The sequence below is a fragment of the Bacteroides caccae genome (genome assembly GCF_002222615.2).
In the GTDB taxonomy this organism is placed as follows: Bacteria; Bacteroidota; Bacteroidia; order Bacteroidales; family Bacteroidaceae; genus Bacteroides; species Bacteroides caccae.
This window is the reverse complement of record NZ_CP022412.2, coordinates 1,324,511-1,343,240: the sequence shown is the minus strand read 5'-3', so window position 1 is coordinate 1,343,240 and position 18,730 is coordinate 1,324,511. Positions and strand designations below refer to the sequence as shown.

The window sequence follows — 18,730 nt, the reverse complement described above, 5'->3', positions numbered from 1 at the left end:
AATCCTTTAAACAGTAGATATGAGTCCAATCGTTTTGTCCGTTACTATCGTGGCATACTTCGCAATCCTGTTCACAATCTCTTATATAGCAGGACACAAGGCCGATAATGAAGGTTTCTTCGTAGGAAACCATAAATCGGCATGGTATATCGTCGCTTTTGCCATGATCGGCTCCACCATCTCCGGAGTTACTTTCGTTTCTGTTCCGGGCATGGTGCAAGCCAGCAGTTTTTCCTATCTACAAATGGTATTGGGATTCATCGTCGGGCAAATTATCATAGCGTTTGTGCTCGTCCCGCTTTTCTACCGCATGAATTTGGTATCCATTTACGAATATTTGGAGAACAGGTTCGGCTCCTCGTCTTATAAGACAGGCGCATGGTTTTTCTTTATCTCAAAGATGTTGGGGGCAGCCGTACGGCTATTCCTCGTTTGTCTGACACTGCAACTGCTCATTTTCGAGCCCTTTCACCTCCCTTTCCTGCTGAACGTCATTCTCACCGTATTTATTGTGTGGCTCTATACATTCCGGGGAGGTGTGAAATCACTGATATGGACAGATGTACTCAAAACATTCTGTCTCGTTGTTTCTGTTGTCCTGTGCATTTATTATATAGCTTCGAGCCTGCACCTGAATTTTAACAGCTTAGTCACTACCCTATCGGACAGTGATTTCTCCAAGACATTCTTTTTCGATGATGTGAATGACAAGCGATATTTCTTCAAACAATTTCTGGCGGGTGTATTTACCGTCATTGCCATGAACGGACTCGACCAGGACATGATGCAACGTAATCTTAGTTGCAAGAACTTCCGGGATTCTCAAAAGAACATGATTACAAGCGGCATCTCACAATTCTTCGTGATTCTGCTTTTCCTGATGTTAGGGGTATTACTCTATACATTCACAGCGCAACAAGGCATTAAGAATCCGGATAAGAGTGATGAGATATTCCCTATGATTGCCACGGGAAACTACTTTCCGGGTATAGTCGGTATCCTATTCATCATCGGATTAATAGCTTCCGCCTACTCGGCTGCCGGCTCGGCATTAACCGCACTGACCACCTCTTTCACTGTCGATATTCTGAATGCACAGAAAAAAGGGGAGGCCGCTCTCAGCAAGATACGCAAGCACGTACATATCGGCATGGCAATCGTTATGGGAATCATTATTTTCGTTTTCAACCTGCTGAATAATACCAGCGTCATTGATGCGATTTATACATTAGCCAGTTACACGTATGGTCCTATTCTCGGATTGTTCGCCTTCGGTATCTTTACCAAGAAACAAATTTACGATAAATATATCCCGCCGATAGCTATCGCTTCCCCTGTCCTCTGCTATATCCTGCAAAGAAATTCGGAAGCATGGTTCAACGGTTATCAAATCAGTTACGAACTGCTATTATTTAACGCTGCATTTACTTTCACCGGGCTTTGCTTCCTTATTCGAAAGAAATCAACCATAAACAATACGACAGCTCTTTAATACCAATTAGCAAAATGAAAAAAAGAATCAATTGCTTTATACCTTTCGGCACTTCGGAAGATACAATGCAAACAGTGAAAGAATTACAAGCGTCAGAGCTAGTAGATAAAATCTATTTATTAGGTTCTGCTCCCGGTAAGAAATGTCTCCCGGATTGTGAATGGCTCCCTATCGATGGGCTTTACTCCACAAGTACGATGAAAACAATCGCAGCTCATGCAAGTACAGACTACATTCTGTTGTACACCAAACAAACTCCATTAAAGTTGGGATTATATGCATTGGAACGCATGGTGCAAGTTATGGAGAACAACAAGAAAAATGGAATAGTATATGCCGACCGCTATCAACAGATTCATGAAGAACTAAAACAAGCACCCGTCATTGATTACCAATTGGGAAGTGTTCGAGATGATTTCGACTTCGGTTCCATACTTTTATTCAGCACTTCCGCATTCACTTACACAGCGGATAAACTGTACAAAAGATATCAATATGCAGGACTATATAATATGCGCTTATTCATAGCTGTCAACTATTCCATTATACACATTAACGAATATTTATATACCGAAGTTGAAACTGATACCAGAAAAAGCGGAGAGAAACAATTCGACTATGTAGATCCCAAAAATCGGGAAGTACAGCTCGAAATGGAAGCTGCTTGCACAGAATATCTGAAATGCATTGATGCCTACTTAATGCCTTCTTCTTCACGGACAGTCAATCTTTGCAACGAGACCTTTGAATTTGAAGTATCCGTAATCATCCCTGTCCGCAATCGTATTCATACTATTCGTGATGCAGTCAGCTCTGCTTTAAACCAACAGACTACCTTTCCTTTCAACGTTATCGTTATCGACAATCATTCGACCGACGGAACTACCGAAGCGCTTCAGGAACTAAGCGCAGACAAAAGATTGATTCATTTCATTCCCCAAGAGAATGATTTAGGTATAGGCGGCTGCTGGAACAAGGGTGTACATCACGAGAAATGCGGAAAGTTCGCCATACAGTTAGATAGCGACGACTTATATAAAGACGAACATACAATCCAGAAAATCGTGGATACTTTTTATAAGGAAAGCTGCGCAATGGTGATAGGAACGTATCTAATGACCGATTTCCACTTGAACGAAATAGCCCCCGGCATCATTGACCATAAAGAATGGACATTGGAGAACGGAAAAAACAATGCTTTACGCATCAATGGTTTGGGCGCTCCACGTGCTTTCTATACCCCTATCATTCGTAACATCAAATTTCCAAACACCAGCTACGGTGAAGATTATGCCATAGGATTAAACATTTCACGCGATTATAAGATCGGACGTATCTATGATATAATATACCTTTGCCGACGTTGGGAAGGTAATTCAGATGCCGCATTAAGTATTGAAAAAGTCAATCAGAACAACTTTTATAAAGACAGAATCCGCACTTGGGAAATACAAAGCAGAATTCAGATGCATACGATTGATGAAGATTTTCAGGAGCTTGTAGAAGAAATGATAGAAGATCAGAAAGAAAACTGGGAACTCGCGAAAAAGAATTATGAGGCACTGGAAGAAAATCTGGAAAAAGCAAAAGAACTGGAAGTCGAAGAAGATGATATTGAAATGGTGTTCCGAATTTTCCCCAACCCTCAACGCGCCCTCTCCACTATGGCAAAAACGGATACCCGCTCCATTCAGGAAAGACCATGTTTCTTATGCGAAAAGAATCGCCCTGCAGAACAAACCAGTTTGCCGTTCGGACATTATGAGATATGCCTCAACCCTTACCCCATTTTTCAGCGGCACTTGACAATCATCGACAAGGAACATACCTCACAAAGCATTAAAGGACGTTTTGAAGATATGCTTCACTTAGCCGAAAATATGATAGACTTCTATATACTCTATAACGGCCCGGAGTGCGGTGCTTCTGCTCCTGACCACATGCACTTCCAAGCAGCAGGAAAAGAGGAAAGTTTATCTACTCCCTTTTTCAAGGATTTTCTGAACGATATAATAGAACAAACAGACTTCGACGATGTCCCGGCTATCGTAAATAGCTATGCAAACAATACTTTTATAACCAGCATTGGTCTAGCATCAATTCTCAGGTCTGAATTAATAGAGAAATTCGAGAATATCTACAACATCCTCTCTACCTTTTACGGTAAAGAACCTTTAATCAATATAATAGCTTGGTATGCAATTGACAGTACAAAGCATGGCGAAGATGATGAAGTGGTAGCTTGGAATTGCGTCATTTTCCTACGTTCCAAACATCGTCCCGACTGTTACTATAACCAAGGGGAAAAAGGATTGTTAATAAGTCCTGCTGTTGCAGAAATGGGTGGTGTTTTCCCTATTATCAGAGAGGAGGATATGGATAAATTAAACACAAAAGAGATTATTGATATTTACAAGGAAATTAGTTTGTCACCGGAGCAGTTTGAAACCCTATGTGACGAATTATTCAGAAAAGACGAAGTGTAAAACTTTATGCAGGAGCCTGTCATTACAGTCGGTATTCTTTCCGGGAAAGAGATTGGATTCTCTTTCCCGAAAGAATTTATATCTTCTGACGGAATAGCAATCTGCGGAATACAACAGGCTGTCTATCGGAAAGGAAAAATCTGTTGGCAGGAGAAAGAATATGACGAACTCTCCTTCACTCCCCAACAAGATACTTCTTCTTTCTTTGAACTGCAAGACGTAACCATAGGCATCAACTTCCATTGGGAACGTAAAGAAGTTCAAAGATTCAAAGGTGAACTGAAGATTATTGTTGAAGATGACAGACTGACTGCTATCAATATAATTCCTATTGAAGATTATCTCACCAACGTGATTTCATCAGAGATGAGTGCAACAGCTTCTTTGGAGCTATTAAAAGCACATGCCGTTATTTCCCGAAGCTGGCTGCTTAATAAGTTGAAAGTTGCAAATGGGAAATTGAAAGTTATTATGCACCCAGACAACACAGCCAACTTTGAACTTTCAACTCTCCCCTCTCAACTTATTAAATGGTACGACCATGAAGCCCACAAAAACTTTGATGTATGTGCCGATGACCATTGCCAGCGTTATCAAGGCATTACACGCACCTCAACTCCACAGGCAATTGAAGCTGTTTTTGCTACACGGGGTGAAGTACTTATGTATGAAGGAGAGATTTGTGACGCTCGTTTCTCTAAATGTTGCGGCGGCGCTTTCGAAGAATTCCAGAACTGCTGGGAGAATGTAAAGCATCCCTATCTTATCGGGCAACGGGATAGTAAAACAGAAACGCGACTTCCCGACCTGACAAAAGAAGCGGAAGCCGATAAATGGATACGTACTTCTCCTACGGCCTTTTGCAACACCCATAACAAACAAGTGTTGAGTCAGGTATTGAATAATTATGACCAGGAAACAACAGACTTTTACCGTTGGAGAGTCTGCTACTCCCAACAAGAACTCTCGGAACTGATTCATAAACGTTCAGGAATCGAGTTCGGAAAAATCATTGATTTGATTCCGGTCGAACGGGGAACTTCAGGACGGCTGGTCCGATTGAAAATAGTAGGAACGTTACGCACTCTCATCATCGGCAAAGAGTTGGAGATCCGTCGTACCCTATCATCTTCCCACTTATATAGCTCCGCTTTCGTTGTGGACAAAGAATACAAAGAAGATGAAAAAGAAATCCCTTCCCGGTTTATCCTCACGGGATCCGGCTGGGGACATGGCGTGGGACTTTGCCAGATCGGTGCCGCCGTAATGGGGGAACAAGGCTATAAATACAAAGAAATACTATCCCACTACTACCCCGGTAGTGCGATCGAGCAACAATATAAATAGAACCCAATGAATACCATGACAACGCCAACCCTGAAAAGAGACCCTTGGAGCTGGATTCCAACCCTCTACTTTGCAGAAGGACTTCCCTATGTAGCAGTAATGACAATCGCTGTCATCATGTATAAACGTCTGGGGTTATCGAATACAGAAATAGCTCTTTACACCTCCTGGCTTTACCTGCCGTGGACTATCAAGCCCTTATGGAGCCCGTTCGTTGATCTGATTAAAACGAAACGAGCCTGGATTATTACCATGCAAGGATTTATCTCAGCCGGATTTGCCGGTATTGCCTTTTTCATCCCGACAACACACTACGTACAATTCACCCTGGCTTTTTTCTGGCTGCTGGCATTCAGTTCCGCCACTCATGACATTGCAGCAGACGGTTTTTATATGCTCGGACTCAATAACAAGGAACAATCCTTCTTTGTAGGTCTTCGGAATACGTTCTACCGGTTTGCCAGTATTTTCGGTCAAGGAGTTCTTGTGATGTTGGCGGGTTGGCTGGAAACATTACAAAATAATGTACCTCTGGCATGGAGCATTACTTTCTATCTTATGGCAGGACTATTTTTGGCACTCACTATCTATCATCGTTTCATGCTCCCTTATCCCGATTCCGACGTCAAACGGGAAGGCCTGACACCCAGCAAACTGCTAGAAGACTTCTTTAAAACTTTTGTCTCTTTTTTCCAGAAGAAACATATAGGTCTTATGTTCTTTTTCCTGCTCACCTACCGACTGGGCGAATCTCAATTAGCCAAAATCGCCTCACCTTTCCTTCTGGATAGTATCGAAAAAGGAGGATTGGCTCTATCTACAACAACAGTCGGAATGATTTATGGCACCATAGGCGTTGCAGCTCTCTTATTCGGTGGAATCATCAGCGGTTTGCTCGTTTCCCAAGACGGATTCAAAAAATGGATATTACCCATGGCATTAGCGATTAATCTCCCCGACCTGTTATATATCTGGTTGGCAGCAGCAACCCCAGATAACCTCATTCTAATATCTATTTGTGTCGCCATTGAGCAGCTAGGCTACGGTTTTGGTTTCACTGCCTATATGCTTTATCTGATTTATATTGCGGAAGGCGAGCACAAGACTGCTCATTATGCTATCGGAACCGGATTTATGGCATTGGGCATGATGATTCCGGGAATGCCCGCAGGCTGGATACAGGAACACATCGGATATACCAGTTTCTTTATCTGGGTCTGTATTTGCACCATACCCGGCATTATAGCCTCATTGATGATTCGCAATCGGCTGGATGATTCTTTCGGTAAGAAACAATAAACAATTTACTTAATAACTTAACACATTAACAAGTAACAGTCATGAATGTAACAAGTAACAAACGTCTGTTGGCACTTGATGTAATGCGAGGCATTACTATCGCAGGAATGATTCTGGTGAATAATCCGGGTTCATGGGGATATGTATATTTCCCTCTTAAACATGCTCAATGGAACGGTCTCACCCCCACAGACCTGATTTTTCCTTTCTTTATGTTTATCATGGGAATCTCTACTTACATTTCACTCAGAAAGTATAACTTCACGTTCAGTACCCCCGCTGCCCTGAAAATTATCAAAAGAACGATTGTCATTTTCCTTATCGGGATAGCCATCAACTGGTTTGCCTTGCTTTGCTACTATCACGACCCGCTTCCCTTTGCCCAAATCCGGGTTCTGGGAGTGATGCAACGGCTTGCCCTTTGCTACGGAGCATCCGCATTAATTGCCTTGCTTATTAAACACAAGTATATCCCTTATCTGATCGTCGCCTTATTAGTGGGTTACTTCATACTCCTCATCACCGGCAACGGCTTTGCCTACAACGAAACGAACATTCTTTCCATTGTAGACCGTAGCATCCTGGGAGATGCACACATGTATCAGGACAATCACATCGACCCGGAAGGACTTCTAAGCACTATCCCTTCTATTGCACACGTACTGATAGGCTTTTGTGTCGGCAAACTACTAATGGAAGTGAAAGATATCCGCGAAAAATTGGAACGTCTCTTTCTTATCGGTACGATTCTCACTTTCGCAGGTTTCCTGCTTAGCTATGGATGTCCGTTCAACAAAAAGATATGGTCGCCGACTTTTGTTCTGGTCACTTGCGGATTAGGTTCCAGTTTTCTGGCTTTACTCGTCTGGATTATCGACATAAAAGGATACAAGAAATGGAGCCGTTTCTTCGAATCCTTCGGAGTAAATCCGCTCTTTATCTATGTACTGGCAGATGTTCTCGCTATCCTGCTAGGTGTCATTACCGTCACATATCAGGGAGAAAACACTTCCTTGCAGCAAGTCTTTTATGCCGGTGTCCTTCAGCCCGTTTTCGGTAATGAAAGCGGTTCCCTTGCTTATGCCATTCTATTTGTCCTTCTCAACTGGGCAATAGGCTATATATTATATAAAAAGAAAATATACATTAAGATATGATACTTATTGCAGATAGCGGTTCTACCAAAACCGATTGGTGCATCGTATTCAACGGCACCCTGATTAAACGAATTGGAACGAAAGGGATAAACCCTTTCTTCCAATCGGAAGAGGAAATCCAACAAGAGTTAACTGCCTCTCTCCTGCCACAGTTACCGGAAGGGACGATAAACTCCGTTTATTTCTACGGTGCAGGATGTACGCCCGAAAAAGCTCCCGTCCTCCGACGGGCAATTGCCGACAGCCTGCCCGTCATAGGAAATATAAAAGCCAATTCGGATATGCTTGCCGCCGCCCGCGGACTATGTGGACACGAAGCAGGCATTGCCTGTATCCTCGGCACGGGTTCCAACTCCTGCTTTTACAATGGCGAAGAGATTATAAGTAACATTTCACCTCTTGGATTTATTCTGGGTGACGAAGGAAGCGGCGCAGTATTAGGTAAACTGCTGGTAGGCGATGTACTGAAAAACCAGCTTCCGTCAACCATAAAAGAGGCTTTTTTAAAGCAATTCGACCTGACAGTCCCCGAAATCATCGACCGGGTTTACCGCCAGCCTTTCCCGAACCGTTTTTTGGCAAGCCTCTCTCCTTTCCTGGCTCAACACCTGGACGAACCTGCTATCCGCACACTCGTGCTCAATAGCTTCATTGCTTTCCTTCGCAGAAATGTAATGCAATATGATTATAAGCAATATCCGGCACATTTCATCGGTTCTGTTGCACATTGTTATAAGGATATATTACAAGAGGCAGCACAGCAAACAGGGATTCAAGTCGGTAAAATCCTCCAAAGTCCAATGGAAGGATTAATCCAATATCATCAAAAATAATTTCTCTATCTACAATTAATTGGTAAACAGCAATTTGTATTATGCAGATAACCGAACAACCATCGCTTTACGATCACCTGGAAAAGAAATCCGTACGGGAAATACTGGAAGACATCAATCGTGAAGATCAAAAGGTAGCATCAGCCGTACAGAAAGCAATTCCGCAGATTGAGCACCTTGTCAACCTGATTGTCCCCCGCATGAGACAAGGCGGACGTATCTTCTATATGGGGGCAGGGACAAGCGGCCGTTTAGGAGTATTGGACGCTTCGGAGGTTCCCCCTACCTTCGGAATGTCTCCCAATTGGATTATCGGACTGATAGCAGGAGGTGATACGGCCTTGCGCAATCCCGTAGAGGGCGCCGAAGATGACACAAACCGTGGTTGGGAAGAATTGACCGAACATCACATCAACAATAAGGATACCGTTATCGGCATTGCCGCTTCCGGCACTACTCCTTATGTAATAGGAGCTTTACACGAAGCACGCAAACAGGGGATCCTGACTGGTTGCATCACTAGTAATCCCGATTCTCCTATGGCAGCAGAAGCAGATGTTGCCATTGAAATGATCGTCGGACCGGAATATGTCACAGGCAGTTCCCGAATGAAATCCGGCACCGGGCAAAAAATGATTCTAAACATGATCAGCACTTCTGTGATGATCCAACTCGGACGGGTGAAAGGAAACAAAATGGTGAACATGCAATTGAGCAATCAAAAGTTAGTGGAAAGAGGAACACGGATGATTATGGAGGAATTAGGATTAGACCACGATCATGCCCAAAAGTTATTATTGCTTCATGGTTCGGTAAAGAAAGTAATTGACGCAAACAGCCAATCATTTCACCGAAATACAAAGTCTAATTAACCTATACCGAATTTTAGGAGAGGAACAGGAATGAACTGTATCATGCTCTCTGTTTTGTAAATTGATGAAGAAAGAGAGTGTCCGAAAAGTGAAGTGCACCCCAAAAGTTTTTTGTCTAACTTTTGGGGTGCACTTCATAATAGACGCAACACCTGTTTATCTTTATTATACTATATAAGATTATAATTCTACAATCTTATCTAACTTTACGTTATAGACTAATGCCGAATAAGGTTGTAAAGAACCGTCTTCGCTAGTACCGGAGCCATATCCACTCTGATAAGGAATATACAAAGTCCATAATTCACCTTCTGTCATATGCATCAATGTATATGACCAGCCTGTAATTACCCCGTCCAAAGAAAATTTGGATGGTGAATCGTAGTTGCTAGGTTTAATCCCATTAAAGTTCTGCTGCACCACATCTCCGTTAAAATAAGTCATACGATAATATGCACTTACCGTAGAAGTATATAGTGGTTTTTTCTGACTGCTATTTTCATCCTTACTAATCTTCTTAACGTACAACATTTGATTATTAGTCGGATCTTTGTAAGCATGAAGTTTTTCCGGGTCGTTATCCGGCAAAGCCTTATTCTCGGCGCTGTTATATACATTTGCAATAGAATCAATGAATGCCTCACTACGTGCCTGCCAATTATCATAGCGACCCGCCTCCTCTGTTTCACTACAAGCAGTAAACGTCAGAGCCAGCAATACTAAAGAAAATAAATAGATCTTTTTACTCATTCGTCAAAGGTTTATTGTAAAGTTTTCAATAGAGAAGTGATACTTACTCTGTCTGCAATGATATTATTCAGTTCAGAGATAGCCACACGTTCTTGCTGCATGGTATCGCGGTTACGCAATGTCACACAGTTATCTTCCAATGTCTGATGATCGACTGTTACACAGTACGGGGTACCGATTGCATCCTGACGGCGGTAACGCTTGCCGATGCTATCTTTTTCGTCATATTGGCAATGGAAATGGAACTTCAGGTCATCGATGATTTCACGCGCTTTTTCAGGCAGACCGTCTTTCTTCACCAACGGCATAACCGCCAGTTTCACCGGAGCCAAAGCAGCAGGCAATTTCAAAACAACACGGCTTTCACCATTTTCCAGTTGTTCTTCGCAATAAGCGGCGCTCATAATGCTAAGGAACATACGGTCTACACCGATAGAAGTTTCAATTACATACGGAGTATATGATTCGTTCAGTTCAGGGTCGAAGTATTTAATGCTCTTTCCGGAGAACTTCTCATGTTGTGACAAGTCGAAGTTGGTACGGGAGTGGATACCTTCTACCTCTTTGAAGCCAAACGGCATCAGGAATTCGATGTCAGTTGCAGCATTTGCATAATGCGCCAATTTATCGTGATCATGATAACGATAGCTTGCATCGCCGAAGCCCAGCGCCTTATGCCATTTCAGACGGATTTCTTTCCATTTCTTGAACCAGTCAAGTTCCGTTCCCGGTTTTACGAAGAACTGCATTTCCATTTGTTCGAACTCACGCATACGGAAGATGAACTGACGAGCAACGATCTCGTTACGGAAAGCCTTACCGATCTGTGCAATACCGAAAGGAACTTTCATACGACCTGTTTTCTGCACATTCAGATAGTTTACGAAAATACCTTGTGCCGTTTCCGGACGAAGGTAAATCTTCATAGAACCGTCGGCAGTAGAACCCATTTCGGTAGAGAACATCAGATTGAATTGACGAACCTCTGTCCAGTTCTTAGTTCCTGAAATCGGGCATACGATTTCTTCATCAATAATAATCTGACGAAGTTCCTCCAGATTATTGTCGTTCAGTGCTTTTGCGAAACGGGTATGAAGAGCATCACGTTTTGCCTGATGTTCCAACACACGTCCGTTGGTAGAACGGAATTGAGCCTCATCAAAGCTTTCTCCGAATCTTTTGGCAGCTTTCGCTACTTCCTTATTGATTTTATCGTCATATTTAGCCAACTGATCTTCAATCAGTACGTCGGCACGATAGCGTTTCTTGGAATCTTTGTTGTCAATCAATGGGTCATTGAATGCATCAACGTGTCCGGAAGCCTTCCAGATAGTAGGATGCATAAATATGGCAGAGTCGATCCCGACAATGTTTTCGTGCAACAGCACCATGCTGTCCCACCAGTATTTCTTGATATTATTCTTCAATTCAACGCCCATTTGACCGTAGTCATACACAGCGCCCAGTCCGTCGTAGATATCGCTTGAAGGAAATACGAAACCGTACTCTTTACAGTGCGATACTAGTTTCTTAAAAACGTCTTCTTGTGCCATTTTCTTTTCTATATCTATTAATTTGATTTTGCTTTTTTCGTAAAAAGTGCCACAAAGATAGGGATTTATCTCATAAATAAGACAGGTAGGGTATTAATTTATCTTATTCCTGAACTTCTTCGCCGAAACGGGAAACGAGAAAAGAAGATAAGCCTCCTCTTTTTTGTTCAAAAATATAAAGTCGGAATATGTTATTATAGTTTATCATATTAATAGTTGAAATTAAAACATTTCAATGAATGCGTTTCAAATAAATCAAAAAGTGTTTACTCTTTATCCATAATCGATTAAACCTTTTCTAATAAATAAATGAATCGTTTATTATAAACGTCACCCTAGTTTATTATAAACTTTCGCACGCCCTTCCAAAGCGAATATATCAATATTATGCAACAATAAAGGCTGCGAATTTATAATAAATCCACAGCCTTTATTCCCCAAATCGTTTTTGTGAGTCTATTTCCATAGACACCAAACGTCTATGTCGTCAAATTATAGTACCATTCCAAGGTACAAGAAGATCCTCTATGATAGCAAAAAGCAATTCTTTTTTTCATCTATTCCGGTTTTTAGCTAAAAGACAATAGTCGATTACAAATATACAATATAAATAAGACGTTGTCAAGTAAATCTGTTATTGGCAGAGTTAAATAATGAAAGAATGAATCTTTAAAAAGTTATGCATATCATTTATAAATGTCTTTATTCAAAGATATACCAATTAAATCCTTTTGCGGGTATTCTAATTTTCAACGAGATAGAATAGTCTCTGTCAACAGTATAGGTCCGAGCTTTGCCATCCTGTTCTTTTACCCGAACTTTATCATGCAAACCGGTATAGTATAATGGTACCCGAATAGTGCGTTCGATGTCAGTTAAAAGAGGGTTATACACAGCCAGAAAGCCTTTCTGTTGAATGTCAGGATTAACATGCAGGATACCATCCCAGTCTCTGCCATCAGGGCGACGTAAATGAACAATATCAGAATCTAGAATACGACGATATTTCTTATAAAAAGCGACCCAATGACTTACCATTTTGCGAGTATCCTCCGTATCATACAGTCGGGGACCTCGAAAACATGCCTGGACTCCCGCCCCGAATAGATTCTGCAAACGAATCTGGTAATGCTCCAAATGTTCGCAAAGAGGCTCAATAGTCGCAGCTTCCCCGCCTCCATGATATTGTGTAAGAGGAACAAACATAAAGCCCATAGTCGGAGTTTTCTGCCAAGTTCCATCATATATATTTTGGCGTTCAATAATTTCCTGATATGCACGGGGCAACGACCAGTTTGTTTCTACATATCCCATTGGAGTTTTGTTGGAGCCATTGAGAAAATACCAATCGGGAACATTCAAATATATGCCCTGTTCACGACACCAACGATAAAAGTCCCGTATCACCTCCCATTGCTTCCATTGGGAATCCAAATAGCCGCGATGATGTTTGTGTTGTGTCGAAGCACAAGGATCTCCGGGATAAGAACCGTCATTCTCAAATACCCCCATACCCGTCTGCGTAAAGAATGAGCGTAACTTGCCAAAGTAAGTATCTCCCCATGAAGAAGCAAGACAAGGAGATTTTCCAAAGCGACTTCCCTCTTCCCGTGTTGTAGCAGGTTTTCCTGTCTTTCTACTGATAGCAGCATCTTCCGTCTTGGCGCCTCTGCTTGCCAATAGCGAATATCCGCCGAGTGCTATACCTTTAGAGTGAGCATAAGCATTCAGCCGTTTCATCATTTCCATATATTCCGGAGAATTGTTTTCTATATTAAACCCGCTGCCAAAAGTCATTATTACCATTTCAAAACCAACAGCGGCACATTGGTCTATGGCGGCCTTAACAGAAGCTTCATCCGAGCGGCGAACGTGCATAAAAATAGGATTCTCTTGAGTCCAGGGTGCCATCATTCTCCAAAAACGGCATTCCGCTAACCCGCGGCGTTCATTATCAGTGGCATCTCTCAGCATTTCAAAAGCTGTGCATGAACGGAAAGTCATTCCCGGAGTTATTTCATAATCAGGACCAATAGGCGGGCATACTTCTAAACGCGCCGGTTTGTACTGTCCGTAATACCGTATTCCGGTAGCTTCATATTCCGGATGGTCGAACACCCAACGGACTGCCGGATTGTCTTTCATCGCTTCCATATCACCTCCCATGGCATAATCAGTCACTACAAAGAGCTGTGTAAAGCGATCTATATATTCACGAGGCGCGTCAGTCTGTGCAGGAGATTTCCGATAATTACGAGTGTAAGTACCCGGTTCCTGAGCCAACATACGTATTTCATGCGGTTCACCATAGTGCACTTTGGGAGCTGTTTCCGTTAAAGCCAGTATTTCAGATTTAAAAGAATTCAGAACAATCGAAGATTTTCCTTGATTTTCAACTTCTATCTGTTTTGACAGGATAGGAGCCCCATCATATAGCTCATAGATCACTTTTACCGTCACATTCCGTATCATTTCCGGTGCACGTGGGGCAGCTTTATATGTAAAAACAATCCGTTTGCCGGGAGCCGGCCATGGATTTTTGTTCGACAGCCATTCTTGTTTGGGACGATAGGGAAAACGTTCGATCGTTTCTCCCACTGTATGGCTCACATACGTGAATGCAGTGTCGCAACTTATCATATCCTCAATAAAATCGTTATTCAGAAAATTTTGAACCGGTTGTTTATAAAGCCCTCCTACCGGATATTCCATACCATTAATGGTCAATACAGCTTCCGGACGGATAGCACGCAGCTCTGCATTGCCATTCATCAAATTGTCAAATGCAATCGTTGCGACATTAGGAGATAATATGAATGTACGTGAGAGTAGCCCGTTACTAAGGCACAATTCTTTATCGGTAGTTGTCACTTTGGCTTGATAGGATGATCCGTCAATCAACCAATCTTTTTGAAGATTCAATGCAAGAGAATATTGTACTTGTAATGCACACAATATCACCAGGATGTGTTTTTTAAGGTGTTTCATATAACTCAATATATTAATAGATAAATTCAAACATAAGCAAAAATACAGGAGGTGCATAATTTATATACACACAAATATTGTAAAAAAGTACGGTTTTCAATCTATATGAACAAAATAAGCACATTTTATGGAGGATTTGAACACATTTCTACTAAAAAAGTCTATCGGCAGAATTAAATATACACAAAGTCAACTCCGCCAACCGGTCAAATAAATCAAGAATATGACTCTTTATCCCATTAACCTGTATGTTCAGAAAGCAAATCCGGTGCCTGCTAAAAGATTAATGAAGCTGTCAGTATCATAAAAAACGTGAGTTCTTTTCGTCCTCATATGAATTTATTTCGTATTTTTGCGTGGACATCCCCTTTTTTGATGTTCAGGAAGATTATTTGTTGTAAAAGCAAAGTGAAGATTGATTTATGAGTGACGAAATTAACGAGATACCGGAAGAACATTCAGACTACAAACCGGCGGACGCACGGGACGAAAACGTAAAACACCAGTTAACAGGCATGTATCAGAATTGGTTTCTGGACTACGCCTCATACGTTATTCTGGAACGTGCCGTACCCCATATCAACGACGGTTTGAAACCTGTGCAACGCCGTATCCTGCATTCTATGAAACGTCTGGACGACGGGCGATATAACAAAGTGGCAAATATTGTGGGACACACGATGCAGTTCCACCCTCACGGTGACGCTTCTATCGGCGACGCTCTGGTGCAACTCGGACAGAAAGATTTGCTAATCGACTGTCAGGGTAACTGGGGTAATATCCTTACGGGAGATGGTGCTGCCGCCCCCCGTTATATCGAGGCACGCCTTTCCAAGTTTGCACTGGATGTTGTCTTCAATCCCAAGACTACCGAATGGAAATTGTCTTATGACGGACGAAACAAGGAACCGGTCACTCTCCCTGTGAAATTCCCGTTATTGCTGGCGCAAGGAGTGGAAGGTATCGCCGTCGGGCTTTCTTCCAAGATACTGCCGCACAACTTCAACGAACTTTGCGATGCCTCTATCAACTACCTCCGTGGAGAAGAGTTCCAACTATATCCCGATTTCCAGACGGGTGGTTCTATCGACGTAGCCAAATACAACGACGGCGAACGTGGCGGAGCCGTAAAAGTACGTGCGAAAATCAACAAGCTGGACAACAAAACCCTTGCTATCACGGAAATCCCTTACGGAAAAACCACTTCATCCGTAATCGACTCTATCCTGAAAGCTGTTGACAAGGGAAAAATCAAAATCCGCAAGGTGGATGACAATACGGCTGCCAACGTAGAAATACTGGTACACCTCGCCCCCGGCACTTCGTCGGACAAAACGATTGATGCACTATACGCTTTCACCGACTGCGAAGTGAGCATCTCTCCCAACTGCTGCGTGATTGACGACAGCAAACCTCATTTCCTCACCGTCAGCAAAGTCCTGAAAAAATCGGCAGACAACACGCTGGATTTGCTGAAGCAGGAACTGGAAATCAAGAAAGGGGAAATCCTGGAAGCACTGCATTTCGCTTCCCTCGAAAAGATATTTATCGAAGAACGTATCTATAAAGACAAAGAGTTCGAGCAGTCCAAAGATATGGACGCTGCCTGCGAACACATCGACGAACGGCTGACCCCGTTCTATCCGAGCTTTATCCGTGAGGTGACCAAGGAGGATATCCTCAAACTAATGGAAATCAAAATGGGACGTATCCTGAAGTTCAACTCGGACAAAGCGGACGAACTCATTGCCCGGATGAAAGAGGATATTGCCGAAATTGACGACCACCTGGCACACATCGTCGACTATACCGTCAACTGGTATCAGATGTTGAAGAACAAATACGGCAAGAACTTCCCTCGTCGTACCGAACTGCGTAACTTCGACACGATCGAAGCCGCCAAAGTGGTGGAAGCCAACGAAAAACTTTACATCAACCGCGAAGAAGGATTTATCGGAACAGCCTTGAAGAAGGACGAGTTCGTAGCCAACTGCTCGGATATCGACGACGTGATTGTCTTCTTCCGCGACGGGAAATATATCGTCACTCCGGTAGCCGACAAGAAATTTGTAGGCAAGAACATACTTTATGTCAATGTCTTCAAGAAGAATGACAAACGTACAATCTATAATGTCACCTACCGCGACGGCAAGGAAGGCACAACCTATATCAAGCGTTTTGCAGTCACTTCCGTTGTCCGCGACCGCGAATATGACGTCACGCAAGGAACACCGGATTCACGTATCACTTATTTCAGTGCCAATCCGAACGGGGAAGCCGAAATCATCAAGGTGACTTTAAAACCGAATCCGCGTGTGCGGCGTATTATCTTCGAGCGTGACTTTAGTGAGATCAGTATCAAGGGACGACAAGCACAGGGAGTTATCCTGACCCGCCTGCCGGTACACAAGATAGCCTTGAAACAGAAAGGCGGTTCCACACTCGGCGGACGTAAGGTATGGTTTGACCGTGATATCCTCCGTCTCAATTATGACGGACGCGGCGAATATCTGGGCGAGTTCCAGAGCGACGACACCATACTCGTTGTGCTGAACAACGGTGACTTTTACACCAGCAACTTCGACCTGAGCAATCACTACGAAGACAACGTAAGTATTGTCGAGAAATTCGACTCCAACAAGGTATGGACTGCCGCGCTATATGATGCCGACCAGCAGAATTACCCGTACCTGAAACGTTTCTGCTTCGAAGGTTCCAACCGTAAGCAGAACTATCTGGGCGAAAACAAGAATAACCGCCTCATCCTGCTGACCGACGAGTTTTATCCCCGTCTGGAAGTGATATTCGGCGGACACGACAGTTTCCGAGAACCATTGGAAATCGATGCGGACGAGTTTATTGCTGTCAAGGGATTCAAAGCTAAAGGTAAACGTATCACCACTTACACAGTGGAGACGATTAACGAGCTCGAACCGACCCGCTTCCCCGAACCGGAACAGGAACCGCAGGAAGAGGCAAGTGAAGAACCCGAAAATCTGGATCCGGACAGTGACAAAAGCGAAGGGGATATTATTGATGAAATCACCGGGCAGATGAAATTATTCTGATGAAGAAAAAACTAATATACTTGGGGCTGACAGGATGCATCCTGTTCGCCCTTTGCACAAAATTACAGGCACAGATTGATTCCCTGCAGACTCATCGTTATGTAACACGTGCCACCATGTACGGCATCGGTTTTACCAATGTGTTCGACACCTACCTGTCACCACAGGAATATAAGGGAATCGACTTCCGCATTTCCCGCGAAACAATCCGTATGACAAAGTTGTTCGACGGCAATGTTTCCGTACAGAATTTCTTTCAGGCAGATATCGGCTATACGCATAACCGTGCCGACAACAACAATACATTCTCCGGATTAGTCAACTGGAATTACGGCCTGCATTACCAGTTCCGCCTGACGGAGAACTTCAAATTACTGGCCGGAGGACTGATAGACGCCAACGGCGGCTTTGTCTACAATCTCCGTAACACGAACAATCCGGCTTCCGCAAGGGCATACGTCAATCTGGACGCTTCAGGAATGGCTATCTGGCATCTCAAAATCAAACGCTATCCAATGGTGTTGCGCTATCAAGTGAACCTTCCTGTCATGGGAGTTTTGTTCTCGCCGCACTACGGGCAGTCTTATTACGAGATTTTCTCATTGGGCAATGCCGGCGGAGTGATTAAATTCACTTCTTTGCACAACCAGCCTTCCCTCCGGCAAATGCTCTCGATTGACCTGCCGATAGGATATACCAAGATGCGTTTCAGCTATCTGGCTGATTTGCAACAATACAAAGTAAACAATATCAAAACACATACCTACTCTCATGTATTCATGGTAGGATTTGTGAAAGACCTATACCGAATCCGAAATAAAAAAGGAACAGCCCCTCTGCCTTCATCGGTAAGGGCCTACTAAGAGAACGAAAGATTTAATGTTG

General features: G+C 43.0%; 12 protein-coding genes. 9 read left to right on the top strand and 3 right to left on the bottom strand.

Annotated elements, in window-relative coordinates:
* Positions 1 to 19: 19 nt before the first annotated feature.
* The 7 genes from CGC64_RS05175 to murQ are packed head-to-tail and all read left to right on the top strand — an operon-like array spanning position 20 to position 9,486.
* Positions 20 to 1,492 carry a sodium:solute symporter gene (locus CGC64_RS05175; RefSeq protein ID WP_005678928.1) on the top strand — a complete coding sequence of 491 codons (1,473 nt, stop codon included), beginning with the start codon at positions 20 to 22 and terminating at the stop codon, positions 1,490 to 1,492.
* Positions 1,493 to 1,506: 14 nt separating this feature from the next.
* Positions 1,507 to 3,978, top strand: coding sequence for a DUF4922 domain-containing protein (locus CGC64_RS05170; RefSeq protein ID WP_005678926.1), 2,472 nt, complete (start codon positions 1,507 to 1,509; stop codon positions 3,976 to 3,978).
* Positions 3,979 to 3,984: 6 nt separating this feature from the next.
* A complete protein-coding gene (locus tag CGC64_RS05165; protein WP_005678923.1) occupies positions 3,985 to 5,325 on the top strand; it encodes a SpoIID/LytB domain-containing protein in 1,341 nt (446 codons plus the stop codon).
* Positions 5,326 to 5,340: 15 nt separating this feature from the next.
* The gene (locus CGC64_RS05160; RefSeq protein WP_032855469.1) at positions 5,341 to 6,624 is read left to right on the top strand and encodes an MFS transporter; all 1,284 of its coding nucleotides are present in this window, start codon (positions 5,341 to 5,343) and stop codon (positions 6,622 to 6,624) included.
* Positions 6,625 to 6,665: 41 nt separating this feature from the next.
* Positions 6,666 to 7,781, top strand: coding sequence for an acyltransferase family protein (locus tag CGC64_RS05155; protein ID WP_005678921.1), 1,116 nt, complete (start codon positions 6,666 to 6,668; stop codon positions 7,779 to 7,781).
* Complete coding sequence (locus CGC64_RS05150) at positions 7,778 to 8,614, top strand: hypothetical protein (protein WP_005678920.1); 837 nt, start codon at positions 7,778 to 7,780, stop codon at positions 8,612 to 8,614. Before CGC64_RS05155 ends, CGC64_RS05150 begins: the two co-directional genes overlap by 4 nt.
* A gap of 41 nt (positions 8,615 to 8,655) precedes the next feature.
* Entirely contained in the window at positions 8,656 to 9,486 is an 831-nt protein-coding gene (gene murQ / locus CGC64_RS05145; protein ID WP_005678919.1) for an N-acetylmuramic acid 6-phosphate etherase, read from the top strand.
* A 180-nt stretch (positions 9,487 to 9,666) separates the two neighbouring features.
* On the opposite strand, the gene CGC64_RS05140 is transcribed toward murQ, so the two are convergent.
* From CGC64_RS05140 to CGC64_RS05130, 3 genes are all read right to left on the bottom strand, one after another.
* The gene (locus CGC64_RS05140; RefSeq protein WP_005678918.1) at positions 9,667 to 10,236 is read right to left on the bottom strand and encodes an FKBP-type peptidyl-prolyl cis-trans isomerase; all 570 of its coding nucleotides are present in this window, start codon (positions 10,234 to 10,236) and stop codon (positions 9,667 to 9,669) included.
* Positions 10,237 to 10,247: 11 nt separating this feature from the next.
* Positions 10,248 to 11,789 carry a glycine--tRNA ligase gene (locus CGC64_RS05135; RefSeq protein WP_005678917.1) on the bottom strand — a complete coding sequence of 514 codons (1,542 nt, stop codon included), beginning with the start codon at positions 11,787 to 11,789 and terminating at the stop codon, positions 10,248 to 10,250.
* A 702-nt stretch (positions 11,790 to 12,491) separates the two neighbouring features.
* Positions 12,492 to 14,777 (bottom strand): hypothetical protein, encoded by a 2,286-nt coding sequence (locus tag CGC64_RS05130; RefSeq protein ID WP_005678914.1) that lies wholly within the window; start codon positions 14,775 to 14,777, stop codon positions 12,492 to 12,494.
* Positions 14,778 to 15,199: 422 nt separating this feature from the next.
* On the opposite strand from CGC64_RS05130, the gene CGC64_RS05125 reads away from it, so the two are divergent.
* Together CGC64_RS05125 and CGC64_RS05120 are read left to right on the top strand one after the other, a co-directional pair.
* Positions 15,200 to 17,845 (top strand): DNA gyrase/topoisomerase IV subunit A, encoded by a 2,646-nt coding sequence (locus tag CGC64_RS05125; protein ID WP_005678912.1) that lies wholly within the window; start codon positions 15,200 to 15,202, stop codon positions 17,843 to 17,845.
* Positions 17,845 to 18,708 carry a DUF3316 domain-containing protein gene (locus tag CGC64_RS05120; RefSeq protein WP_005678909.1) on the top strand — a complete coding sequence of 288 codons (864 nt, stop codon included), beginning with the start codon at positions 17,845 to 17,847 and terminating at the stop codon, positions 18,706 to 18,708. Before CGC64_RS05125 ends, CGC64_RS05120 begins: the two co-directional genes overlap by 1 nt.
* Positions 18,709 to 18,730: the final 22 nt, after the last annotated feature.